The sequence below is a fragment of the Hyphomicrobium sp. genome (genome assembly GCF_047600905.1).
Classification (GTDB): Bacteria; Pseudomonadota; Alphaproteobacteria; order Rhizobiales; family Hyphomicrobiaceae; genus Hyphomicrobium_B.
In genome coordinates this window covers 1,789,102-1,812,855 of sequence record NZ_JASGKD010000001.1, presented here as the reverse complement: position 1 = coordinate 1,812,855, position 23,754 = coordinate 1,789,102, and the positions used below count along the sequence as shown (strand labels likewise).

Genomic DNA, 23,754 nt, shown 5'->3' with positions numbered 1-23,754 from the left:
CGTTCAGCAAAGGGCCTGACGGGGAGAGGGGGAAGTTCTCCAAATGATCTACGCCGCCATCGTTTTCCTGCCGCTTATCGGCGCGCTCATCGCCGGCTTCTTCGGCCGTCTCATCGGCCCGCGGCCATCTGAGGTCATCACGACATCGCTCTTGATGATTGCGGCGGTTCTTTCCTGGATCGTCTTCTTCCAGGTCGCGATCGGCCACGAAACCCATGAGGTCACACTCATGCGCTGGATCACCTCCGGCGAACTCGACGTTTCATGGTCCCTGAAAATCGACACGCTGACCTCGGTCATGCTCGTCGTCGTCACGACGGTTTCGTCGCTCGTGCACCTTTATTCGATCGGCTACATGCACGAGGACCCGTCCCGGCCGCGCTTCTTCTCCTACCTGTCGCTTTTTACCTTCGCCATGCTCATGCTGGTGACGAGCGGCAACCTCGTCCAGATGTTCTTCGGCTGGGAAGGCGTCGGCCTCGCGTCTTATCTGCTCATCGGCTTCTGGTACACGAAGCCGTCGGCATGCGCCGCTGCCATCAAGGCTTTCGTCGTCAACCGCGTCGGCGACTTCGGCTTTGCACTCGGCATCTTCGGCCTGTTCTACGTCTTTCACACCGTCAATCTGGACGCGCTCTTCGTCGCCGTGCCGGGCGCCGTCGGCAAGACATTCAATTTCGCCGGTTACAACGTCGACATTCTGACCACCTTGTCGCTCCTGCTTTTCATGGGCGCGATGGGCAAGTCGGCGCAGTTCCTGCTGCACACCTGGTTGCCGGACGCCATGGAGGGCCCGACCCCTGTCTCGGCGCTGATCCACGCTGCGACGATGGTGACCGCGGGCGTCTTCATGGTCGCGCGCCTGTCTCCGATCTTCGAGCTTGCCCCTGATGCGCTGGCCTTCGTCACGCTCATCGGCGCGATCACCGCCTTTTTCGCGGCGACCGTCGGTCTCGTCCAGAACGACATCAAGCGCGTCATCGCCTATTCGACGTGTTCGCAGCTTGGCTACATGTTCGTTGCTTGCGGCGTCGGTGCTTACGGCGCCGGTATCTTCCACCTTTTCACCCACGCCTTTTTCAAGGCACTTCTGTTCCTTGGCGCCGGCTCCGTCATTCACGCCATGCACCACGAGCAGGACATGCGGGCAATGGGCGGCCTCAGAAAGAAGATCCCGTGGACGTTCGCCGCCATGCTCGTCGGCACATTAGCCCTGACGGGCGTCGGCATTCCGCACCTCACAGGTTTCGCCGGCTTTTATTCCAAGGATGCCATCATCGAAGCCTCCTACGCCGCGGACACGCCCCATAACTATGCATTCTGGGCGCTCGTCATCGCGGCGCTGATGACCTCGTTCTATTCCTGGCGGCTCGTGTTCATGACCTTTTACGGCGAGACGCGCGCCGATCACCATACCTACGATCACGCCCACGAAAGCCCGCCGAGCATGATGATACCGTTGGCAGTCCTGTCGCTCGGCGCAGCCTTCGCCGGTGTCGTCTTCGTCTCGTTCTTCATCGGCCATGAAGAAAAGGAATTCTGGCGCGCCGCGCTCTTCACCAGCCAGAACAATCATATCCTGCACGAAATGCACAACGTGCCCGAATGGGTCAGCTTATCTTCGTTCGTGGCGATGCTTGCGGGCTTTGGTATTGCCTGGGTCTTCTACATCGGCGCGCCATGGCTGCCCGCCGCGACGGCGCGTGCCTTCAGGCCGCTCTATCTGTTCCTGTTGAACAAGTGGTACTTCGACGAACTCTACGACTTCCTGTTCGTCCGGCCCGCGTTCGCGCTCGGCCGCCTGCTCTGGAAGGGCGGTGACGGTGCCGTCATCGACGGTGCCATCGACGGAACGGCGGCAGGTGTCGTCCGCGTCACCGACCGGGTCGTCAAATTGCAGACGGGCTACATGTATCACTACGCCTTCGCGATGCTGATCGGCGTCGCCGCCATCCTGACGTGGCTGACCTACAACGGGCTCTTCGGCGGGGGGCTCAAATGAGCAACATACTTTCGATCATCGTCTTTCTGCCGCTCGTCGGCGCCCTGCTGATCGCGACGCTCAATCCGGAAGCGAAGGGCAACGCCCGCTGGATCGCGCTGTGGACGACGCTCGTGACGTTTGCTGTCTCGCTGCTCATCTGGATCAATTTCGACAGCTCGACCGCCGGTTTTCAGTTCGTCGAAGACCACGCCTGGCTCGGACCGCTGAAATATAAAATGGGCGTCGACGGCATTTCGATGCTGTTCGTCATCCTGACGACGTTCCTGATGCCGCTCTGCATTCTGGCGAGCTGGGACTTGATCCAGATCCGCGTCAAGGAATACATGATCGCGTTCCTGATCCTGGAAACGATGATGCTTGGCGTATTCTGCGCCCTCGATCTCGTCCTCTTCTACCTGTTCTTCGAGGGCGGCCTGATCCCGATGTTCATCATCATCGGCGTCTGGGGCGGCAAGCGGCGCGTCTACGCCAGCTTCAAGTTCTTCCTCTACACGCTGCTCGGCTCCGTGCTGATGCTGCTGGCGATGATGGCGATGTACTGGAACGCCGGCACGACCGACATTCCGACCCTTCTGCAGACGAAGTTTCCGCCTGAGATGCAGTGGTGGCTCTGGCTGGCGTTCTTTGCTTCGTTCGCGGTCAAGATGCCGATGTGGCCGGTGCATACCTGGCTGCCGGATGCGCACGTCGAAGCCCCGACCGCGGGCTCGGTTATTCTCGCCGGCATTCTCTTGAAAATGGGCGGCTACGGCTTCCTGCGCTTCTCGCTGCCGATGTTCCCGAACGCTTCGGCCGAGCTTGCGCCTCTCGTCTTCACGCTGTCGATCGTGGCCATTGTTTACACCTCGCTCGTCGCGCTCGTTCAGGAAGACATCAAGAAGCTGATCGCCTACTCGTCCGTCGCCCATATGGGCTATGTGACGATGGGCATCTTCACCGCAACCCAGCAGGGCGTCGACGGCGCCATCTTCCAGATGCTGTCGCACGGCATCGTCTCGTCCGCGCTGTTCCTGTGCGTCGGCGTCATCTACGATCGCATGCACACTCGTGAGATCTCGGCTTACGGCGGCCTTGTCGAGCGAATGCCCAAATACGCCTTCGCCTTCATGGTCTTCACCATGGCCAACGTCGGCCTGCCGGGCACCAGCGGCTTCATCGGCGAGTTCCTGACGCTGCTGTCGGCTTTTCGCGCCAACACCTGGGTCGCGATCATCGCCACCACCGGCGTCATCCTGTCGGCGGCATACGCACTCTATCTCTATCGCCGCGTGATTTTCGGGGCGCTCGAAAAGGCGAACCTTAAAGGCATTCTCGATCTCTCGCCGCGCGAGGTTGCGATCCTGACGCCGCTGGTCATTCTCACCGTCTTCTACGGCATCTATCCTTCGCCGGTTCTCGACGTGACTGCGACATCTGTCAAAAACCTCGTAGAGAATTATCAGTCCGCTCAGACGACGGCAGCGGCATCGCTGACGACAAGAGGCTACCAATGATCGATAGCACCGTCCTGTCCGTCGTCTTGCCGGAACTCATCCTGGCACTCGGGGCGATCGCCCTTCTGATGGTCGGCGTCTTTACCTCGAACAGCGAAACCGCGGGCCGCACGGTCGCATGGCTCTCGATCGGCGTCCTGATCGCGGCCGCCGCGGCGGCATTTGCTCAAAGCGGCAGCGCAAATGTCTTTGGCGGCGCCTTCGTGTCCGACGGCTTCACGCGCTTCCTGAAGATCGTCATTCTCGTTGGTGCCGCGCTGACGCTGCTGATGACATTCGACAACTTCAGCCGGCAGAAGCTGATGCTGTTCGAATACCCAGTCCTCGTGCTGCTCGCGACGCTCGGCATGCTGATGATGGTGTCGGCGAACGATCTCATCGCCCTTTACCTCGGTCTCGAATTGCAATCGCTTGCGCTTTACGTTCTCGCCGCATTCAAGCGCGATGATGTCCGATCGAGCGAAGCGGGCCTCAAATATTTCGTTCTCGGTGCGCTGTCGTCCGGCATGCTGCTTTACGGCGCCTCGATCATTTTCGGCGTCACCGACTCGACGTCCTATGCAACCATTGCCTCCGCCGTGCAGATGCAGGGCATGACGAGCAACATAGGGCTGACGTTCGGTCTGGTCTTCGTCCTCGTCGGCATTGCCTTCAAGATCGCCGCCGTGCCGTTCCACATGTGGACGCCGGACGTCTATCAAGGCGCCCCGACGCCGGTCACCGCATTCTTCGCAGGCGCGCCGAAAATCGCCGCGATGGCGCTTCTGCTTCGCTTCACGCAGGCGGCTATGCCGGGCATCGCCTCGCAGTGGCAGCAGATCATCATCTTTCTTTCGATCGCGTCGATGGCTCTCGGTTCCTTTGCCGCCATCGGTCAGACCAACATCAAGCGGCTGCTCGCCTATTCGTCCATCGGCCACGTCGGCTTCGCCTTGATCGGATTGGCCGCCAACAGTCCGGAAGGAACGAGCGGCGTCCTCATCTATCTGGCGATCTACGTCGCGATGACACTCGGCGCGTTCGCCTGTGTCCTGTCGATGCGCCGTGGCGACCGCTACATCGAGAACATCTCCGATCTCGCCGGTCTCGCGCGCTCCGATCTGACGTTCGCTACGATCCTTGCACTTTTGATGTTCTCGTTTGCCGGTATCCCGCCGCTCGCGGGCTTCTGGGCGAAATGGTACGTGTTCCTGCCTGCGATCAAGGCCGGGCTCTATCCGCTGTCGGTCATCGGCGTCATCTGCAGCGTCATCGGCGCTTATTATTATCTCCGCGTCGTGAAGATCATGTTCTTCGACGAACCGGCAGAGGCATTCGCACCGCGGGAAGACCGGACATCGGTGGTGATGGCGCTGTCGGCCGCATTTACGGTAGCATTCGTCCTGCCGTTCGTCGGCGGCATCATCGTCGATGCTGCAACCGCTGCCGCCGCCGCGCTGGTCTCAGCGCATCCGCTCTAGCTGTCCGATGGACGAAGGGTCTTCGCCGCGCGTCGTCCACGTTCCCGAAACCGGCTCGACGAACGCCGACGCGATGCGACTGGCTTTGGCGGGCGAGTGCCTCCCTCTATGGGTCCTCGCCGACGCGCAGACCGGCGGCAAGGGCCGTTCCGGCCGAAAGTGGGTGTCGCAGCGCGGAAATCTTCACGCCAGCGTCGCGATTCGCTCCATGGCTCCGATGGAGAAGGCGGGACAATTGTCACTTCTCGCCGGAATATCGATCATGGATGCGATTCGGGACACAATGGATCTTGCGCCGGGCGCCGAACTTCGCCTCAAATGGCCAAATGACATTTTAATTGGTATTGCGAAGGCAGGTGGAATTTTGGTCGAGAGCACGTCGCTGCGCGAAAGCTCCGGCTTCTTGGCGATTTTGGGTTTTGGATTGAATCTCGTAATCGCCCCGGACGTTACAGGTCGAGAAGTTGCAAGCCTCGCGCGGTTTGGCGTTCCGCCGGAACCGCGGGAACTGCTGACCGCTCTCGCCCGCCGGCTGGCCTTCTGGCTCGCGCGCTGGAACGACGGCGCAAACTTCCGAGCCATCCGCGAAGCCTGGATGGAACGCGCCGGTCCGATAGGTGAGGGCATTGTCATCAACACGGCGGCTGGTCCGGTATCGGCCACCTATCAGGGTCTGGCGGACTCCGGCGCGCTTCTCGCCGACGTCGGCGGGACGATCCGGGAATTCAACTACGGCGACGTTGCTCTGGTCGCCGAGGTCCGACGCGATGGGGATTCATGATCGAACGTTCCGCGTCGTCCCCTTCATCAAAGATCACCTCAGACGAACTCGTATTCATGGCGCTCGGCGGTCTCGGCGAGATCGGCATGAACGTCTATCTCTACGGCTTCGGCCCGCCGCGTTCGCGCTCGTGGCTGATGGTCGATTTGGGCGTGACCTTCCCGCACGAGGGCGAGCCGGGCGCCGACGTCATTTTGCCGGATCTGCGTTTTATCGTTCCGGAACGCAAAAACCTCCTCGGACTGGTTTTGACGCACGCGCACGAAGATCACATCGGCGCCGTCCTCGATCTGTGGCCGTCGCTGCAATGCCCGATCTTCGCGACGCCGTTCACCGCCGGATTTCTGAAAACGAAGCTCGGCGAGTTCGGCGGCTCCGCGATGTTGCCGATCAAGGAGGTGCCGCTCGGCGGACGCTTCAAGACCGGGCCGTTCGATATCGAGTTCGTAAGTCTCACACACTCCATTCCCGAACCGAACGGCCTTGCGATCCGCACGCCCGCCGGCATCGTCTTTCACACCGGCGATTGGAAACTCGATCCCACCCCCGTCGTTGGGCTGCCGCACGACGCCGCAAAGCTCCAGTCGCTGGGCGAAGAAGGCGTCCTCGCGCTCGTCGGCGATTCGACCAATGCGATGCGGGAAGGGCGCTCGGCTTCCGAAGAAGACGTCGCCAAAACGCTGAAGAAAATCATCGCTGACGCGCCCCGCTGCGTCGCCGTCACGCTGTTTGCATCCAATGTCGCCCGCGTCGCCTCGATCGCCGCGGCAACGCGCGCCGCCGGCCGCACGCTCGTCGTTGCCGGTCGCGCCTTGCACCGGATCATCGAAGTTGCGATCGAGACGGGCTATCTGCCGCCGAGCTTTTCCTATCTCGACCAGCAGCGCTTTTCCGAGCTGTCGCGCGATAAGGTCGTCGTGCTCTGCACCGGCAGCCAGGGCGAGACGCGCGCCGCCATCGCCCGCATCGCCGAGGACGAGCATCCCGATATTTCGCTCGACAAGGGCGATCTCGTCATTTTCTCTTCGCGCACCATTCCCGGCAACGAGCGGGCGGTATCGCGCGTGCAGAATGCACTGGCACGGCTCGGCACCGAAATCATCACCGATGCCGAAGCGCTCGTACACGTCACCGGTCACCCGCGTCGTGACGAGTTGAAAGATATGTACGCTTGGCTTCGCCCGAAAATCGCCGTGCCGATGCATGGCGAGGCGCGTCATCTCAAAGCGCACGCCAAGCTCGCCCGCGAATGCGGCGCGCAGGAAACGTTCACCATCATCGATGGCGAGATCCTGAAGCTCTGGCCTGCTCCAGTCTCCGTTATCGATGAAGCTCCGGTCGGCCGCCTTTACCGCGACGGCAACCTGATTGTGCCGGACGTCGAAGGTCCGGTGAAGGCGCGCCGCAAGTTGTCATTCGTCGGTATCGCCGTCGTGGCGATGGCGCTGTCCCGGCGCGGCGAAATTCTTGGAGAGCCGGGCGTCGTGCTCGAAGGCATCCCCGCGGCCGATCGCGACGGCGACTCGATGCGCGAGATCGTGCTCGATGCCATTGACGGCACGCTCCGCTCCATCCCGCCGAAGCGGCGCGCCGACCATGGAATGGTGCAGGAAGCCGTGCAAAGAGCCGTCCGCTCCGCCATTAACGAAGCCTGGGGCAAGAAGCCCGTTGTCAAAGTGCTGCTGTCCGTGGTGGATGGCAGGGGCTGAAGCCTCGCCGCATCGCCAATCCTCAATTCCGCGCTGGAGAACGGAGCATGATCGGACGCCTGAACCACGTCGCCATCGCGGTCAAGGATCTCGAAAAGGCATCGAGCGTTTACAAGAATGCATTGGGTGCCAAGGTCGGCCCCGCGCTGGCGCAACCGGAACATGGCGTGACAGTGGTTTTCATCGAGCTTCCCAACACCAAGATCGAGCTGCTCGAACCGCTTGGGCAAGGCTCGCCGATCGCCAAGTTTCTTGAAAAATCGCCCGACGGCGGCATCCATCATGTGTGCTATGAAGTCGACGACATTCTCGCCGCGCGCGACCAGCTGAAGGCGCAGGGCGCCCGTGTTCTGGGCGACGGCACCCCGAAAATCGGCGCGCACGGCAAGCCCGTCCTCTTCCTGCATCCGAAGGATTTTTGCGGTACCCTTGTCGAGCTGGAACAGGTCTGAGGCGAACCGTTCGTGGTTTTTGAGTAAGGAACAGTCGAATGCGCACGTCTGTCGCGATCGCAACGTTCTTCTGCATGTGGTTCATCACGCTGTTTGCGGTTCTGCCGTTCTTTGCGCAGACGCAAGGGGAAGCCGGAAGTGTCGTGCCCGGCACACCTGAAAGCGCGCCCCACAAGTTCAATTTCTTCAAGGTATTCTGGGTTAACACCATCGTCGCCGGGATCGCATTCGCCGCCGTGTATGCGATTATCGCGAACCTCTGAGCGAGGTGTCCGCAGCCGCCGCCGGCCTGCAAAATCGGCTATGTTCCCGACTGACCCGGCGCGCCGGGCATGTGTGGGAATTGTGGTTCCCGCCATTGCCAGTTATGCGCCGACCGGCTATTCGGCTGGGGCTCTGTTCGGGGCTGCCAGGATGACACGGCGCGGCTCGCCCGCGCGAATGTGATGAGCGAGCTTGTAATGCGCCTTTCCACCTTTCTCTCGAAGATATTCTCACGTCCACGCGAGGCGCAGCGATGAGCAAGCGCGCCCTCTCGGTCACCCGCGACGAGAACTTCCCCGAATGGTACCAGGCCGTCGTTCGCGACGGCGACATGGCCGAAACCAGTCCTGTGCGCGGCTGCATGATCATCAAGCCGTGGGGCTGGGGCGTATGGGAGCGCATCCAGGCCGATCTTGACGCGCGCATCAAAGAGACCGGCCACGACAATTGCTATTTCCCGCTCTTCATTCCGATGAGCTTCATCGCCAAGGAAGCCGAGCACGTCGAAGGCTTCGCCAAGGAAATGGCGGTGGTCACGCATCACCGCCTGAAGAACGAGGACGGCAAGCTCGTCGTCGATCCCGAAGCCAAGCTCGAAGAACCGCTGATCGTCCGTCCCACGTCCGAAACGATTATCGGCGATGCCTTTCAACGCTGGGTTAAGAGCTATCGCGACCTGCCGCTGCTCATCAATCAATGGGCGAACGTGGTGCGCTGGGAAATGCGCACGCGATTGTTCCTACGAACGGCCGAGTTCCTCTGGCAGGAAGGTCATACCGCCCACGCCGACCGCGAAGACGCCGTCGCCGAAACGTTGCGGATGCTGGAAGTCTATCGCATCTTCGCCGAGGACGTTCTGGCAATGCCCGTCATCGCTGGCGAAAAACCTGCGAACGAGCGTTTCCCGGGCGCCGACAACACCTATTCGATCGAAGCGATGATGCAGGACGGCAAGGCGCTGCAGGCCGGCACCTCGCACTACCTCGGCACGCACTTCGCCGAGGCGCAGAACATCCAATTCCAGAACGCTCAAGGCGCGCTCACATACTGTCACACGACAAGCTGGGGCGTCTCCACGCGCCTGATCGGCGGCGTGATCATGACCCACGGCGATGACGACGGTCTGCGCCTGCCGCCGATGATCGCCCCGCGTCAGATCATCATCGTGCCGATGTTGCGCGAGAAGCCGGAAGATGCGGCGCTGATCGAATACTGCGCGTCGATCGAGAAGGAGCTGAAGGCTGCCGGCATTCGCACGCTTGTCGATCTGAAGCCGGTCAAATCGGCCGAGAAGCGCTGGAACTGGGTCCGCCGCGGCGCTCCCGTCATCGTCGAAGTCGGCGGCCGCGATGCTTCGGGCGGCAACGTCACCTTCATGCGCCGCGACCGCCTTCGCGACGGCGATAAGGTGATTTCGAGCACGATGCCGCGCGCCGAGTTCGTCGCCGGGGCGACTGCATTGCTCAAAGAAATTCAGGCGTCTCTCTTCGCCGATGCCAAGGCACGTCTCGACAACAACATCATCACGAACTTCAAGTCGTTCGAAGAGCTTGCCGAATATTTCGGGCCCGGCGAGGCGGACGACGAGGGGGGCGCGTTCAAGGGCTGGGTCCGTGTCCCGTGGTCGCGGCCAGAGGGGGCAGCGCTTGAAAAAATCGCCGATCGCCTCAAGGCTTTGAAGCTTACGATTCGCAACGCGCCGCTGGGACAGCAAAACCCGGAAGGCAAATGCCTTTTTACCGGCGAAATGGCTAAGGAATACGTGCTGATCGCGCGCGCATATTAAAACGGCCGCAATCGGGTGAAATGGCCTTAACTGCGACACAGGGAATTGCGATGCGGCGCGGACTTGGGGCAACGGCAGTGAGACCACGATGACTGTTACCGCGCACGGGGGGACGTCGGCCGGGCGGCCAATGGATCAGGGCCCGATAGGCGGCACTAAGCCGTTCTCGCCGTTCGAATGGATGATCGCAGGTCGCTATCTGCGCGCACGCCGCAAGGAAGGCTTCATCTCCGTCATCGCCGGCTTCTCGTTTCTCGGCATCATGCTGGGCGTGGCCACGCTGATCATCGTCATGGCCGTGATGAACGGCTTCCGCCACGACCTCTTCGCCAAGATCATGGGCCTCAACGGCCACGTCATCGTGCAGGAATCGAGCGAACGCTTCACCAATTACGACGAGGTCGCCGACAAGCTCCGCAAGGTGCCCGGCGTCAAAGTCGCGATGCCCGTCATCGAAGGGCAGGTGATGGTGTCCTCCAGCACGCAAGCGCTTGGCGGCCTCGTGCGCGGCTTGCGCGAGAGCGACTTAAAATCGTTGAAGCTGGTGGCGGGGAACATGCGGGCGGGAACGCTCGACGGTTTCGACAGTCAGCACGGCATTGCAATGGGCGTGCGGCTCGCGAACCAGCTGCGCGTCGGGCTCGGCGACACCGTCACGCTCGTTTCGCCTCGCGGTGCATCGACCCCCTTCGGCACGGCTCCGAGATCGAAAGCCTATCAGATCACCTCGATCTTCGAGCTTGGCATGTCCGAATACGACCGCATGATGATCTTCATGCCGCTCGCTGAAGCACAAAAATATTTCTCCAAGACCGGCGAGGTCGATGTCGTCGAGGTCGTGGTCGACAATCCGGAGAATGTCGATCGCTATGACGATCTGATCAAGGCCACTGCCGGCCCGACGATCATCGTCAACGATTGGCGCCAGCGCAACGAGACCTTTTTCAACGTGCTCGAAGTCGAGCGCAACGTCATGTTCATCATCCTGTCGCTGATCGTCCTCGTCGCCGCCTTGAACATCATCTCGGGCCTTATGATGCTCGTGAAGGACAAGGGCCGCGACATCGCCATCCTGAGAACGATGGGGGCGACCAAGGGCGCAGTGATGCGGATTTTCCTGATCACCGGCGCCTCTATCGGTGTGGTCGGTACGCTGGCGGGCCTTATCCTCGGCGTCCTGTTCTGCTGGAATATCGAGAGCATCAAGAACTTCGTCTCCTGGGTCTCCGGCACGACGGTGTTCGACCCGAGCGTCTACTATCTGACCAAGCTTCCCGCCGAGATCGATTTTCACGAGACCGGAGGAATCGTGCTTATGGCTCTTCTTCTGTCGGTGATCGCAACGATCTATCCATCCTGGAAGGCGTCGAAGCTCGATCCCGTCGAAGCCCTGCGGTACGAGTAAGGCTCATGGATATGACCACACCGCTGGCTCCGGTTCTTCAACTCGAAGGCGTGACGCGCTCGTTCCGTCAGGGCGAAAAGGAAGTCGTCGTCCTCCGCGGCGTCGACGCCGTTCTTTGGCCCGGACAGGCTGTAGCGCTCGTCGGTCCGTCCGGCGCTGGCAAATCGACGTTGCTTCACATCACCGGTCTTCTCGAATCCCCCTCCGGCGGCCGCGTCGTCGTCAACGGTCGCGACTGCGCCACGATGACCGAGGCCGAGCGCACGCGTCTGCGCCGCAGCGAGATCGGCTTCGTCTATCAGTTCCACCAGCTGCTTCCCGAATTCAGCGCGCTGGAGAATGTCGTCATTCCGCAGTTGATCCTGGGCAAGAGCCGGAAGGCCGCTGAAGCGCATGCCCTCGACCTTCTTACCAGCGTCGGACTGGCGCAACGCGCCGATCATCGCCCGGCCGAGCTGTCGGGCGGCGAACAGCAGCGCACCGCGATCTGTCGGGGCTTGGCGAACGACCCGCGCCTGCTCCTTGCCGACGAGCCGACAGGCAATCTCGATCCGCACACTTCCGATCACGTCTTCCGGCAGCTGGTCGATGTGATCCGCCGCCAAGGCGTTGCGGCGTTGATCGCGACCCACAATATGGACCTGGCGGCCCGCATGGACCGCGTGCTGCAGGTCCACGAAGGGCAACTCGTCGAAATCTCACTGTCGCGGACGCGCTAATTTCCCCGCATCCGAGACGGCCCATACATTTCGTCATGGCCACGAAGGTGGCCATCCACGGCAATGCTGACATCGGACGCGATTTGTCGTGGACGGCCGCCTCCGCGGCCGTGACGGTGCGGGAGAAGCCTCTTCCCGGCTTCTGCTTACCGTCTCGACTGCCTAAGTTAGGCGCATGAACCAAGTGATTCGACCTCCCGTCGCGGGACCAAAATTCGTTCACCTGAAGGTCCATTCGGCCTATTCGCTGCTCGAAGGCGCGCTGCCGATTTCGAAGCTCGCCAAGCTTGCCGTGGCGATGAAGCTTCCCGCGATTGGCCTGACCGATACCAACAACCTGTTCGGCGCTCTTGAATTCTCCGACAAGCTCTGGGGCGCGGGCGTCCAGCCGGTCGTCGGCACCACGCTCGATATCGATTTCGGCGACAATCGAGACAACAGCCCGATGGCGCTGCGGGCCATGAGCAACGAGCCGCGCGTCAAGCCCGCGGGCAAGCTCGCGCTTTTCGCCATGAATGCCGACGGCTTCGCCAATCTCATGAAGCTGTCGAAAGTCCTGAATTTCGAACCCGCGCCTGATGAGCCGGCGCACGTCAAGATCGGCAAGCTCGAAGAACTGTCCGCCGGATTGATCGCGCTGACCGGTGGTCCGCAGGGCCCGGTCGACACCGCGCTCCGCAACGGCCAAGCGGACCACGCCACCGAGCGGCTCGCGACGCTGGAGAAAATCTTCGGAGATCGGCTCTACGTCGAGATTCAACGGCACGGCCTTCCGGACGAAGCCGACGTCGAACCGCAGCTTCTCGAGCTTGCCTACGCCCGCCGCTTGCCCATCGTCGCGACGAACGAGTGCTACTTCGCATCGCGCGCCGATTACGAAGCGCATGACGCGCTGCTCTGCATCGCCGACGGCCGCTATGTCGTCGAAGATGATCGCCGCCGCGCCAGCCCCGAGCACTATCTGAAATCCGAAGACGAAATGGCGTCGCTCTTCGCCGATTTGCCCGAAGCGTTGGCGAACACCGTCGAAATCGCGATCCGCTGTGCCTTCCGCCCAGAAGGCAAGAAGCCCATCCTGCCGCGTTTCGTCCCCGGCGACGACAGCCAGAGCGAGATCGAGAATTTCCGCCTCGAAGCCGCGGAGCTGAAGAACCAAGCCGTCGAAGGGTTGAAGCGGCGCCTCGAAGCACACGGACCCGCGGAGGGATTCACCGTCGAGGACTACGAAAAGCGCCTCGCTTACGAGATCGACGTCATCACGCAGATGAAGTTTCCCGGCTACTTCCTGATCGTTGCCGACTTCATCAAGTGGTCGAAGGCCAATGGCGTTCCGGTCGGTCCGGGCCGCGGCTCGGGCGCCGGCTCGCTTGTCGCTTACGCGCTGACGATCACCGATCTCGATCCGTTGCAGTTTGGCCTGCTGTTCGAGCAATTCCTCAATCCCGAACGTATTTCGATGCCGGACTTCGACATCGACTTCTGCCAGGAGAAGCGCGACCGAGTCATCGACTACGTGCAGAAGAAATATGGTTCCGATCGCGTCGCTCAGATCATCACGCACGGTAAGCTGCAGGCGCGCGCCGTGCTGCGCGACGTCGGTCGCGTCCTGCAGATGCCGTATGGCCAGGTCGATCGGCTCTGCAAACTCGTGCCCAACAACCCAGCCAATCCCGTCACGCTGCGCGAAGCCATCGACGGCGAACCGAAACTGCAGGAAGAACGCGACCGCGAGCCCATCGTCGCGCGCCTTTTGGAAATCGCCGAAAAGCTCGAAGGCCTTTATCGCCACGCTTCCACCCACGCCGCTGGCATGGTGATCGGCGATCGCCCGCTTGAAGAGCTCGTGCCGCTTTATCGCGATCCGAAATCCAATTTTCCGATCACGCAATACAACTGGAAAATGGTCGAGGCGGCCGGTCTCGTGAAGTTCGACTTCCTCGGCCTGAAGACGCTTACCGTTCTTGAAAAAGCCCTTGATCTCATCAAGCGGGTGCGCGGCATCACCGTCGATCTCGCGAGCCTGCCGCTCGACGACAAGCCGACCTACGAGATGCTGGCGAAGGCCGATACGGCTGGCGTGTTCCAGCTTGAAAGTACGGGCATGCGCGAAAGCTTGAAGCGGCTGAAGCCCGACCGCTTCGAGGACATCATCGCCATGGTCGCGCTCTATCGCCCCGGCCCTATGGACAACATCCCGACCTACATCAATCGCAAGCACGGCGAAGAGCCCGTCGACTGCCTGCATCCGATGCTTACGGAGATTTTGAAGGAGACTTACGGCGTCATCATCTACCAGGAGCAGGTCATCCAGATTGCTCAGGTGATGGGCGGCTATTCGCTCGGCAAGGCTGATCTTCTGCGCCGCGCGATGGGTAAAAAAGACAAGGCCGAAATGGCCAAGCAGCAGGCGCAATTCGTCGAAGGCGCGATGGGGAAGGGCGTCAAGAAAGACGAAGCGGTCTACATCTTCGAGCTTGTCGATAAATTCGCGGGCTACGGCTTCAACAAATCGCACGCCGCCGCCTATGCGCTCGTCAGCTATCACACGGCTTATTTGAAAGCCAACTTCCGCGAGGAATTCTTCGCCGCCTCGATGACGCTCGACATGGGCAACACCGATAAGCTGGCGATGTTCGCATCCGAAGCCCGCAAGTCCGGAATTCGCATGCTGCCACCGTGCGTCAACAACTCAGGCGTCGATTTCGGCGTCGAGCCGCCCGTCTCTTCTCCCTCGACCCGCGTGCGGGGAGAGGGTTGGGGAGAGGGGCTGCAACAGGATGGTCAAACGGCTGCCCCTCACCCCGCGAAGAACGGGGAGAGGGAAACACCTCGCGGATCCATCCGCTATTCGCTCGCGGCCTTGAAGAACATCGGCGCCGGTGCCGTCGAAACGATCGTCAACGAGCGCAATTCGGGAGGGCTTTACGCATCGCTTGCCGATTTCGCCGCACGCGTCGACGCCAAGGCGCTCAACAAGCGCGGCATCGAGACAATGGCCAAGGGGGGCGCGTTCGATACGCTGAACTCCAATCGCGCTCTCGTTGCGGCCAACGCCGATACAATTCTGGCGTCCGCTCAGCGGCGGTCGGCTGACGAAGCCCAGGGCACGACCGATCTGTTCGGCACCGCCGGCAAACCCGCCGAGCTTGTCTTGCGCGCAACGCCGGCATGGACCGCGATGGAGAAACTCTCCGAGGAATTCCAAGCCGTCGGCTTCTATCTTTCGGGCCATCCGCTCGATCAATATGAGCGCGTTCTTGCAAAACTCGGGATCAGAAAATTCAGCGAGTTCGAGCTATTGGTCCAGCGCGGCGCCACGGCTGGACGCCTTGCAGGCATCGTCATCGCCGCCCGCGAGCGCAGGTCTCAGAAAGGCAATAAGTTCGCGTTCGCGACATTCTCCGACGCGACGGGCCAGTTCGAAGCGGTCATCTTCTCCGACACGCTCGCCGCGAGCCGCGATCTTTTGGAACCCGGCACGCCGGTGATCGTTTCAGTCGAGGCCGAGCGCGACGGCGAAACGATGAAAATGCGGGTGCAGTCGATCGAAGAACTGGATAAGGCCGCGTCCGCCGTGCCGCGCAATCTCAAGCTTGTTCTTGATCGAAAGTCGGTCGTCGCGAACGCCGCCCCCGTGTCTGATGTCGGCAAATATCTGAAGCCCAATGCACGCGGCGGAGAGATCCGCATCGTGCTGCCGCTCGAAGATCGCGGCCGCGAAATGGAATTTGTCCTGCAGGGCCGCTACGAAGTTTCCCCACGCGAAGCAATTCGCATCGAAGCCTTGCCCATTGTGGCTGAAGTAATCGAGGTCTGAAACCGCCGGTTGCGGGCATCGAAGTTACACTCGATCCACCGAATATTTTTCGTCATGAACGACGGCTTTTTGATCGCTTATGCGTTAGGGCTCCAAGACGTGAGAGACCGCGTCTGTTTCGAAGATAGGAGCCATCAATGAAAAAGAGCTTGATTGCAGCAGCGGTGCTCGCTGCCGTCACACTCGGTGCTGCTGGCAGCGCTGCAAACGCCGGTGTCGCAGGCGCCAGCCTCAACGGCATCAGCACTCACGCCGACAAATCCGCCATCGAGCACGTGTATTACAAAAAGCGCTATTACAAGCATCGCCACTATAAGCATCGCAAGTGGGTCTGCGGTTGGCGCCATGGCCACCGTCGTTGCTACTGGCGCTACTTCTAAGCGACAGGCGCTTTGATTGAAGGCAGCGCTTCGGCGCTGCCTTCTTCTGACACAGTTTGAGTGCATAGCTCCGCACCCCGAGCTAGCCAATTACGAGGCAAAAAATGTCCAAATTTTACGCCGCTGCCGCTTTGGTCGGTGTGTTCCTGCTTGCTCCCGCCGCCTATGCCGCGGACGATGATAAGGAGCCGCCGAAACTGAGCGCCGCCGACATCAAGAAAAACCTGCAAGCCGCTGCCTCGGACCCGGCCAAGGTCAAGGCCTATTGCGCCATGTCGAAGAAGATGGACGAAGTCGGCGATGACGAGAAGAAAGCCGAAGCCGCCGGCGACGAAATCGACGGGTATTTCAAGATCCTCGGCGAAGATTTCGAAAACGCCTGGGATTCTGGCCAGGACTCCAAGGACGGCTCGCCGGAAGCGAACGCGATGGACGAGTCTGTTTCGCTGCTCGACGCCAAGTGCAAGTAAGTCTCTGCTCGGGTATTTGGCGCCCGCGTATCCCTCGCTAAGTCCTGTCGGCCGGCCGGTCTGACGGATCCCCAAGAAGAGTTGCAACGCACCACGCTTCCGCAAACATCTGCGCGGGCTTGGTGCGTTCGATTTTTGAAGCGTATTTCCACCCGCCCGCCGTGCCGATGCAAGTCTGCGGAATCCCTCCGAAATCCGCCGCGCTTGCACAAACCGCTGATCCCCCGTATATAGCCGCCATCTCACACGCGAGACACTCGCGCCATGCGGATGAAAAGCCCCGCATCGCGCTCCGGTGGAGAACAGCTAAGCCAATGAAAAGGCTGGCCATTCTCTTCTCAAGTCTCGCGGAGGTCTAACCGGAAAAGGAACTTTCGATGGCACTTCCTGCCTTCAACATGCGTCAGCTATTGGAAGCTGGCGTTCACTTCGGCCACCAGGCTCACCGCTGGAACCCCAAGATGGCGCCGTTCATCTATGGGTCGCGCAACAAAATCCACATTCTCGACCTGACGCAAACGGTGCCGTTGATGCACCAGGCGCTTCTGAAGGTCTCTGATACTGTCGCCGGCGGCGGCCGTGTGCTCTTCGTCGCGACCAAGCGTCAGGCATCCGACGGCATCGCCGAAGCTGCCAAGCGCAGCGCCCAGTATTTCATCAATCATCGCTGGCTCGGCGGCACGCTGACCAACTGGAAGACGGTTTCCCAATCGATCCGCCGCCTGCGTCAGCTCGACGACATTCTCGCCGACCCGCAGGGCCGCACGAAAAAGGAAATCCTGAACCTGACGCGTGAGCGCGAAAAGCTCAACCAGTCGCTCGGCGGCATCAAGGACATGGGCGGCACGCCGGATCTCCTCGTCGTCATCGATACCAACAAGGAATCGATCGCGATCCAAGAGGCACGCAAGCTCAACATCCCGATCGTCGCCATCGTCGATACCAACTGCGATCCCGACGGCATCGATTACCCGGTTCCGGGCAACGACGACGCCGGTCGCGCCATCACGCTCTATTGCGATTTGATGGCACGCGCGGCGCTCGACGGACTGGAGCGCTCTCAGGGCAGCGCCGGCGTTGACGTCGGTGCCTCCGAGACGCCACCTGCCGAAGAACTTCCGAAGGTGACCTTCAAGGGCATCGAAGCGCCACGCGGCGAGGCCGACGATCTGAAGCGTATCACCGGCATCACCCCCAAGGTCGAGCAGCGTTTGAACGACGCCGGCGTGTATCACTTCTGGCAGATCGCCGATCTCGATGCCGATCACGCCGAAGCGCTTGATCGCCAGCTGAAGCTCAAGGGTCAGATCTCGAAGGAAGAGTGGGTCGCCCAGGCCAAGAAGCTTGTCGATGCGGCCAGCGTCTAAGCGCGTTGGCAATTCGACACAAAACTGACGCGCACGTGAAGCGCGAATGTGAATGAACATTGATGAGGCGCCCCACCAGGGCGCCTCGAACCTCATAGGTGACAGGAATGACAACGATCACCGCCGCTGATGTGAAAAAGCTGCGCGACATGACCGGCGCCGGCATGATGGACTGCAAGACCGCGCTGACCGAAACGAACGGCGACATCGAAGCGGCCGTCGATTGGCTGCGCAAGAAGGGCTTGTCCAAGGCCGCGAAAAAGTCGGGCCGCATCGCCGCCGACGGCCTGATCGGCATCGTCGCCAAGGGCCGCGAGGGCGCCGTCGTCGAGGTCAACTCGGAAACCGATTTCGTTGCCCGCAACGAGCAGTTCCAGACTCTCGTTCGCGACATCGCGAGCCTTGCTCCCGCAGCCAAGGGCGATCTGAAAGCTCTTCTGGCCACGACCTATCCCGGCACCAAGAACAGTGTCGAGGTCCAGCTTCAGGAAGCTGTCGCGACCATCGGCGAGAACATGACGCTCCGCCGGACGTCGGCGATTGCTGTCAAGGAAGGCGTCGTCGCCGATTACGTTCACAACCGCGTCGCCGACGGCCTCGGCAAGATCGGCGTGCTCGTCGCGCTCGAAAGCGCCGGTGACGAGCCGACGCTGTTTGAGGTCGCCCGCATGCTCGCGATGCACGTTGCAGCCGCGAGCCCGCTTGCTCTCGATATTTCAGCGGTTCCCGCCGAAGTGATCGAGCGCGAGAAGGCGATCCTCGCCGAGAAGAACCAGGGCAAGAAGCCGGACGTCCTCGAGAAGATCATCTCGGGTGGCATCAAGGCGTTCGCCAAGGAGAACTGCCTGCTCGAGCAGCAGTACATCCACGACAGCACCAAGACGGTCGCTCAGGCGGTGAAGGAAGCCGAGGGCAAGGCGGGCGCGGCCATTAAGGTCGCCGGCTTTATTCGCTACGCGCTCGGCGAAGGCATCGACAAGAAGGAAGAAGATTTCGGCGAGGAAGTCCGCAAGCTCGCAAGCGGCGGCCGCTGACATCCCGGATGGCGTAACGGCTTTCGCGGCATCCCGCTGGCCGGAATCGCCTGAGCGGGTTAGGTATCAACCGGCCGGTCGTCGCGACTGGCCGGTTTTTCGTGCGAATTTAATTTCCCTCTCCCCATTTTCATGGGGAGAGGGTCAGGGTGAGGGGCAGCCTAAGCGACTGCCAAGCGTCGGCCCCTCACCCCGGCCCTCTCCCCGTTGAGTGGAGGAACGGGGAGAGGGAGAGACAGGCAATGGCGGACGCGCGAGGTCTCAAATACAAGCGGCTGCTGCTGAAACTTTCCGGCGAAGCTCTGATGGGCGCGCAGCCCTATGGCATCGACATGTCGGTCGCCGAGCGGCTGGCCAAAGACATCGCCGATGCGGTGGCGGCTGGCGCTGAAATCGCCGTGGTCATCGGCGGCGGCAATATCTTCCGCGGCCTTTCCGGCGCTGCCAAAGGCATGGATCGCGCGACCGCCGACTACATGGGCATGCTGGCCACGGTCATGAACGCCTTGGCGTTTCAGAATGCGCTTGATCGCAAAGGCGTTGCGGCCCGCGTGCTTTCCGCAATCCCGATGCAGACGGTGTGCGAAAGCTACGTACGTCCGAAAGCGCTCGCATACCTTTCTCGCAGGCAGGTCGTGGTCTTTGCGGCCGGCACCGGAAACCCGTTTTTCACCACTGATACCGCCGCTGTTCTGCGCGGCATCGAGATGAACTGCGACGCGGTTCTGAAGGCGACGCAAGTGGACGGCGTTTACTCTGCCGATCCCAAAAAGCACAAAGATGCGGTCCGTTACGATAAGCTCAGTTACTCTGAGGTTTTAGCCAACGATCTCAAAGTGATGGATGGCGCGGCCATTGCCCTTGCCCGGGATAACGGACTTCCGCTAATTGTGGTTTCCATCGAAGAGCCCGGAAATCTCTTGAAGGCGCTCCGTGGCGAAGCCCGCCAGACCCTCATCGAGGGAAACGGCTGAGCGCCGCTTGATCCGTTTTGCGCCGCGTTTCGATCGGGGTGCGGTCGGTCGGAATTCCGGCGCACCGGGAAGGAATAGGAAATGTCATTAGCAGCTCACGACATCAAAGAAATCGAGAAGCGCATGCGCGCTTCCCTCGACGCCCTTAAACGAGAGTTTTCAGGTCTCCGCACGGGCCGCGCCAGCGCCAATCTGCTCGATCCCGTCCAGGTCATGGTCTACGGCTCGCGCATGCCGCTCAATCAGGTCGCGACCGTGTCGGTTCCTGAGCCCCGGATGATCACGGTGCAGGTTTGGGATCGGGGCAATGTGATTGCCGTCGACAAGGCGATCCGCGAAGCCAATCTCGGCCTCAATCCGATCACGGACGGCCAGATCCTCCGCCTACCGATTCCGGCGCTGACCGCCGATCGCCGCCAGGAGCTGGTGAAGCTCGCCCACAAATACGCCGAGCAGGCTAAAATTTCGGTCCGCAACGTCCGCCGCGAGGCCATGGATCTTCTCAAGAAGCTTGAGAAAGACGGCAAAATGAGCCAGGACGAACAGCGGGGAAATTCCGATAAGGTCCAGGAGCTCACCGACCGGCTTATCAAGGAGGTCGATGCGACTCTCGTTACAAAAGAGGCCGAAATCCAAAAAGTCTGATGGCCGTCGCCGTTCTGCTGGCTTGAAGTCGTGTAACTGTATGTAAAGATCAATCCCAGAGGGCCATTAGACTGTGGCGCCACTACCGAAGCCAACTGACGATCTGTCCGGTTCTTTGACGCCGCCGACACACGTCGCCATCATCATGGATGGTAATGGCCGCTGGGCCCGCGAACGGGGACTGCCGCGAACGCTCGGGCATCGCCAAGGCGTCGAGGCCGTCCGCCGGGCCGTCCGCGCCGCGATCGATCTCAAAATCACCTATCTCACGATCTTCAGCTTCTCATCCGAAAACTGGAAACGCCCGATCGAAGAGATCGACGACTTGATGGGGCTGATGAAGCGTTTCATCCGTCGCGATCTGGCGGAATTGCACAAGGCGGGCGTCCGCATAAGGGTTATCGGACAGCGCTCGCACGTCGACAGCGAGCTGATGAACCTGATCGACGAAGCCGTCGAGCTCACGCGCGACAACGATAAACTGACGCTCGTTATCGCCTTCAATTACGGCTCGCGCACGGAAATCGCTTGCGCAGCGAGGAAATTGGCCGAGGAGGTCGCCGCCGGCAGGCTGTCACCATCGGAAGTGACGGTCGAGGCGATAGCGAACGAACTCGACACTTCCGGCATTCCCGATCCCGATCTCTTGATCCGGACGTCGGGCGAGATGCGACTGTCGAACTTTCTGCTCTGGCAGACCGCTTATTCTGAGTTCGTATTTCTCGATTGTTATTGGCCCGATTTTGACAAGTCGGCATTCGAGGCGGCAATCGCGGAATTCCGTTCGAGGGAACGCCGGTTCGGTGGCCTCTCCAAGCGCTCGATGGCCTGAGGTTGCCAATGCCGTCAGAGAGCCCGGACGATTGGCGGCGGCGTCTCGACGGCTTGTTTGGTTTTTTGCCCGCTGAATTGAGATTGCGCATTGCGTCCGGAGTGGCCATCGGCGCCGTCGCATTCGCGATGCTCTATTGGAACGCCACCGCATTCGCAGTGCTGACTTTCCTCGTTGCGGCCGCGATGAGCTGGGAATGGGGGCGTATCGTCAGGGGCCCGATGCCCGATAGCGGCGTGATCGTCCATATCATTGCCGTTCTCGCAGCCGCCGTGCTGACGGCGCGCGACATGGCCGGCATGGCGATCGTCGCTGCGATCATCGGTGCGGTCGCGGTCGCGATTCTGACGGCCGGTTCGGATCGCACCCGGCTTTCCGGCGCAGGCGTTTTTTACACAGCGTTGCCGGTCGTCGCGCTGGGATGGCTCAGAAGCGACGAGCAGCTCGGATTTCTCGCGACGTTGTTCGTCATCCTCTCGGTGGTGATAACGGATATCGCGGCCTACGCTTGCGGGCGAACGATAGGCGGACCCAAGCTCTGGCCCGAAGTTTCGCCCAATAAGACTTGGTCGGGCCTGATCGGCGGAATTTGCTCGGCGGCCGTCATGGGGGCGCTCTTTTCGTTCGTGACCGGGACAGGCGGCGCGATCTGGCTTTCATGTCTTGGCCTTGGCCTGGGACTCGTCGCGCAGTGGGGCGATTTGGCTGAATCGGCACTAAAACGCCATTTCGGTCTGAAAGATGCTGGCGGACTGATACCCGGCCACGGCGGTTTCATGGATCGCATGGACGGCCTGGTGACAGCGAGTATTGTAGCCGCGCTCATCGGCTTCGCGATCGACGCGTTCGCGCCTGCGCGAGCGCTCTTATACGGATCATAACGGCATGGCGGTCACCGCAAGCGTTCCCAGTCGATTGCCCGAGCGCTCCTCGACGGCTCAGCCTCGTGCAATCGATGCGTCGCGCCCCATGCGGCTGAGCGTGCTCGGTGCCACGGGGTCGATCGGGACGAGTACGCTCGATCTCGTGTCGCGGACGCCAGAAAAGTTCGAGATCATCGCGCTGACCGCGCAATCGAACGTGAAGGAACTCGCCGCCCTCGCTCGCCACCACAAAGCGCGCCTTGCCGTTATCGGCGATGAAACCCGTCTCGCTGAACTTCGCGCCGCGCTCGAGGGAAGCGGCATCAGAGCCGCCGCCGGCGCCGATGCCCTCGCGGACGCCGCGCTCGAACCCGCCGATTGCATCATGGCCGCGATCGTCGGCGCGGCCGGACTGAAGCCGACGTTCGCAGCTGTTTCGCAAGGCGCACGCATCGCGCTCGCCAACAAAGAGTGCCTGGTTTCGGCCGGACACGTTTTTACCGCCGCCATCACGCGATTTGGCGCCGAACTTCTGCCGGTCGACAGCGAACATTCGGCAGCGTTTCAGGTCTTGGCCGGCGCGGACCCGGCGTCCATCGACAAGATCGTGCTGACCGCTTCCGGCGGCCCATTCCGCACCTGGACGAGGGATGCGATCGCTGCCGCCACGCCCGAGCAGGCGTTGAAACATCCCAACTGGTCGATGGGCGCAAAGATCACCATCGACAGCGCCACTCTGATGAACAAAGGCCTCGAGCTGATCGAAGCGTTCCACCTTTTTCCCGTGTCCGTGGACAAGCTCGATTGCATCGTCCACCCGCAGTCGATCGTCCATTGCCTCGTCAGCTACGTCGACGGCTCCGTACTCGCCCAGCTGGCGCCGCCCGACATGCGCACGCCGATCGCCGTCGCCCTGGCGTGGCCGGATCGGATGACCGCCCCGACCGAAAAGCTCGACCTCGCCCGACTTGCCACTTTGACCTTCGAACCGCCTGACGAAGATCGCTTTCCCGCCCTTCGCGTCGCCAAAGCTGCTCTGCGTCGCAGCGACACGGCCCCGGCGGTCCTCAACGCCGCCAATGAAATCGCGGTCAGGGCCTTTCTCGATCGCAAAATCAAGATGTTCGACATTGCCGCGCTCGTCGAAGAGACGCTCAACGCTGCTGAGCGTCAGGGGGCCATCTGCCCCGCCCAAAGCCTCGAAGATATCCTCGCCGTCGATGAGCTTGCCCGCTTTTTGGCTTACGAGAAACTTAGTGGCTATTGAAGCCGATCGTGCCTAGTCTCAATCTTTACCG

General features: G+C 61.2%; 20 protein-coding genes. All 20 read left to right on the top strand.

The genetic code is table 11. From position 1 onward, the window contains the following. Positions 1 to 43 precede the first annotated feature (43 nt). The 20 genes from nuoL to QM780_RS08725 all read left to right on the top strand — a co-directional run bounded on the left by nuoL (position 44) and on the right by QM780_RS08725 (position 23,723). Positions 44 to 2,002, top strand: coding sequence for an NADH-quinone oxidoreductase subunit L (gene nuoL, locus QM780_RS08820; RefSeq protein ID WP_415070100.1), 1,959 nt, complete (start codon positions 44 to 46; stop codon positions 2,000 to 2,002). Then, entirely contained in the window at positions 1,999 to 3,498 is a 1,500-nt protein-coding gene (locus QM780_RS08815) for an NADH-quinone oxidoreductase subunit M (RefSeq protein ID WP_415070099.1), read from the top strand. The genes nuoL and QM780_RS08815 overlap by 4 nt, the downstream gene beginning before the upstream one ends. After that, a complete protein-coding gene (gene nuoN, locus QM780_RS08810) occupies positions 3,495 to 4,958 on the top strand; it encodes an NADH-quinone oxidoreductase subunit NuoN (RefSeq protein ID WP_415070098.1) in 1,464 nt (487 codons plus the stop codon). Before QM780_RS08815 ends, nuoN begins: the two co-directional genes overlap by 4 nt. Beyond that, entirely contained in the window at positions 4,909 to 5,739 is an 831-nt protein-coding gene (locus QM780_RS08805) for a biotin--[acetyl-CoA-carboxylase] ligase (protein ID WP_415070097.1), read from the top strand. Before nuoN ends, QM780_RS08805 begins: the two co-directional genes overlap by 50 nt. Beyond that, on the top strand, positions 5,736 to 7,448 hold the full coding sequence (locus tag QM780_RS08800) for a ribonuclease J (protein ID WP_415070096.1): 1,713 nt from the start codon (positions 5,736 to 5,738) through the stop codon (positions 7,446 to 7,448). Before QM780_RS08805 ends, QM780_RS08800 begins: the two co-directional genes overlap by 4 nt. Before the next feature lie 47 nt (positions 7,449 to 7,495). Beyond that, the gene (gene mce / locus QM780_RS08795) at positions 7,496 to 7,900 is read left to right on the top strand and encodes a methylmalonyl-CoA epimerase (RefSeq protein ID WP_415070095.1); all 405 of its coding nucleotides are present in this window, start codon (positions 7,496 to 7,498) and stop codon (positions 7,898 to 7,900) included. Positions 7,901 to 7,938: 38 nt separating this feature from the next. Beyond that, the gene (locus tag QM780_RS08790; RefSeq protein WP_415070094.1) at positions 7,939 to 8,163 is read left to right on the top strand and encodes a DUF1467 family protein; all 225 of its coding nucleotides are present in this window, start codon (positions 7,939 to 7,941) and stop codon (positions 8,161 to 8,163) included. Between the two features lie 254 nt (positions 8,164 to 8,417). Continuing rightward, positions 8,418 to 9,950: a proline--tRNA ligase gene (proS, locus tag QM780_RS08785; RefSeq protein WP_415070093.1), complete on the top strand. Its 1,533-nt coding sequence runs from the start codon at positions 8,418 to 8,420 to the stop codon at positions 9,948 to 9,950. Positions 9,951 to 10,080: 130 nt separating this feature from the next. Then, positions 10,081 to 11,355, top strand: coding sequence for a lipoprotein-releasing ABC transporter permease subunit (locus QM780_RS08780; RefSeq protein WP_415071994.1), 1,275 nt, complete (start codon positions 10,081 to 10,083; stop codon positions 11,353 to 11,355). Between the two features lie 5 nt (positions 11,356 to 11,360). Beyond that, the gene (locus QM780_RS08775; RefSeq protein ID WP_415070092.1) at positions 11,361 to 12,074 is read left to right on the top strand and encodes an ABC transporter ATP-binding protein; all 714 of its coding nucleotides are present in this window, start codon (positions 11,361 to 11,363) and stop codon (positions 12,072 to 12,074) included. 175 nt (positions 12,075 to 12,249) lie between these two features. Beyond that, on the top strand, positions 12,250 to 15,891 hold the full coding sequence (dnaE, locus tag QM780_RS08770; RefSeq protein ID WP_415070091.1) for a DNA polymerase III subunit alpha: 3,642 nt from the start codon (positions 12,250 to 12,252) through the stop codon (positions 15,889 to 15,891). A gap of 137 nt (positions 15,892 to 16,028) precedes the next feature. Beyond that, positions 16,029 to 16,271, top strand: a complete 243-nt coding sequence (locus tag QM780_RS08765; protein WP_415070090.1) for a hypothetical protein — start codon at positions 16,029 to 16,031, stop codon at positions 16,269 to 16,271. Positions 16,272 to 16,375: 104 nt separating this feature from the next. Next, positions 16,376 to 16,741, top strand: a complete 366-nt coding sequence (locus QM780_RS08760) for a hypothetical protein (RefSeq protein ID WP_415070089.1) — start codon at positions 16,376 to 16,378, stop codon at positions 16,739 to 16,741. A 377-nt stretch (positions 16,742 to 17,118) separates the two neighbouring features. Next, positions 17,119 to 18,108 carry a 30S ribosomal protein S2 gene (locus QM780_RS08755; RefSeq protein WP_415070088.1) on the top strand — a complete coding sequence of 330 codons (990 nt, stop codon included), beginning with the start codon at positions 17,119 to 17,121 and terminating at the stop codon, positions 18,106 to 18,108. 107 nt (positions 18,109 to 18,215) lie between these two features. Then, positions 18,216 to 19,142, top strand: a complete 927-nt coding sequence (gene tsf / locus QM780_RS08750; RefSeq protein ID WP_415070087.1) for a translation elongation factor Ts — start codon at positions 18,216 to 18,218, stop codon at positions 19,140 to 19,142. A gap of 242 nt (positions 19,143 to 19,384) precedes the next feature. Next, the gene (gene pyrH / locus QM780_RS08745) at positions 19,385 to 20,116 is read left to right on the top strand and encodes a UMP kinase (protein WP_415070086.1); all 732 of its coding nucleotides are present in this window, start codon (positions 19,385 to 19,387) and stop codon (positions 20,114 to 20,116) included. 81 nt (positions 20,117 to 20,197) lie between these two features. Beyond that, positions 20,198 to 20,761, top strand: a complete 564-nt coding sequence (frr, locus tag QM780_RS08740; RefSeq protein WP_415070085.1) for a ribosome recycling factor — start codon at positions 20,198 to 20,200, stop codon at positions 20,759 to 20,761. Positions 20,762 to 20,834: 73 nt separating this feature from the next. Continuing rightward, on the top strand, positions 20,835 to 21,593 hold the full coding sequence (locus QM780_RS08735) for an isoprenyl transferase (RefSeq protein WP_415070084.1): 759 nt from the start codon (positions 20,835 to 20,837) through the stop codon (positions 21,591 to 21,593). Between the two features lie 8 nt (positions 21,594 to 21,601). Then, a complete protein-coding gene (locus QM780_RS08730) occupies positions 21,602 to 22,474 on the top strand; it encodes a phosphatidate cytidylyltransferase (RefSeq protein ID WP_415070083.1) in 873 nt (290 codons plus the stop codon). A gap of 4 nt (positions 22,475 to 22,478) precedes the next feature. Further along, positions 22,479 to 23,723: a 1-deoxy-D-xylulose-5-phosphate reductoisomerase gene (locus QM780_RS08725; RefSeq protein ID WP_415070082.1), complete on the top strand. Its 1,245-nt coding sequence runs from the start codon at positions 22,479 to 22,481 to the stop codon at positions 23,721 to 23,723. Positions 23,724 to 23,754 lie beyond the last annotated feature (31 nt).

Bases quoted from the DNA above. Each gene is read 5' to 3' on its own strand.
- nuoL (WP_415070100.1), top strand. From the start codon at position 44: ATGATCTACGCCGCCATCGTTTTCCTGCCGCTTATCGGCGCGCTCATC.
- QM780_RS08815 (WP_415070099.1), top strand. From the start codon at position 1,999: ATGAGCAACATACTTTCGATCATCGTCTTTCTGCCGCTCGTCGGCGCC.
- nuoN (WP_415070098.1), top strand. From the start codon at position 3,495: ATGATCGATAGCACCGTCCTGTCCGTCGTCTTGCCGGAACTCATCCTG.
- QM780_RS08805 (WP_415070097.1), top strand. From the start codon at position 4,909: ATGCTGCAACCGCTGCCGCCGCCGCGCTGGTCTCAGCGCATCCGCTCT.
- QM780_RS08800 (WP_415070096.1), top strand. From the start codon at position 5,736: ATGATCGAACGTTCCGCGTCGTCCCCTTCATCAAAGATCACCTCAGAC.
- mce (WP_415070095.1), top strand. From the start codon at position 7,496: ATGATCGGACGCCTGAACCACGTCGCCATCGCGGTCAAGGATCTCGAA.
- QM780_RS08790 (WP_415070094.1), top strand. From the start codon at position 7,939: ATGCGCACGTCTGTCGCGATCGCAACGTTCTTCTGCATGTGGTTCATC.
- proS (WP_415070093.1), top strand. From the start codon at position 8,418: ATGAGCAAGCGCGCCCTCTCGGTCACCCGCGACGAGAACTTCCCCGAA.
- QM780_RS08780 (WP_415071994.1), top strand. From the start codon at position 10,081: ATGGATCAGGGCCCGATAGGCGGCACTAAGCCGTTCTCGCCGTTCGAA.
- QM780_RS08775 (WP_415070092.1), top strand. From the start codon at position 11,361: ATGGATATGACCACACCGCTGGCTCCGGTTCTTCAACTCGAAGGCGTG.
- dnaE (WP_415070091.1), top strand. From the start codon at position 12,250: ATGAACCAAGTGATTCGACCTCCCGTCGCGGGACCAAAATTCGTTCAC.
- QM780_RS08765 (WP_415070090.1), top strand. From the start codon at position 16,029: ATGAAAAAGAGCTTGATTGCAGCAGCGGTGCTCGCTGCCGTCACACTC.
- QM780_RS08760 (WP_415070089.1), top strand. From the start codon at position 16,376: ATGTCCAAATTTTACGCCGCTGCCGCTTTGGTCGGTGTGTTCCTGCTT.
- QM780_RS08755 (WP_415070088.1), top strand. From the start codon at position 17,119: ATGGCACTTCCTGCCTTCAACATGCGTCAGCTATTGGAAGCTGGCGTT.
- tsf (WP_415070087.1), top strand. From the start codon at position 18,216: ATGACAACGATCACCGCCGCTGATGTGAAAAAGCTGCGCGACATGACC.
- pyrH (WP_415070086.1), top strand. From the start codon at position 19,385: ATGGCGGACGCGCGAGGTCTCAAATACAAGCGGCTGCTGCTGAAACTT.
- frr (WP_415070085.1), top strand. From the start codon at position 20,198: ATGTCATTAGCAGCTCACGACATCAAAGAAATCGAGAAGCGCATGCGC.
- QM780_RS08730 (WP_415070083.1), top strand. From the start codon at position 21,602: ATGCCGTCAGAGAGCCCGGACGATTGGCGGCGGCGTCTCGACGGCTTG.
- QM780_RS08725 (WP_415070082.1), top strand. From the start codon at position 22,479: ATGGCGGTCACCGCAAGCGTTCCCAGTCGATTGCCCGAGCGCTCCTCG.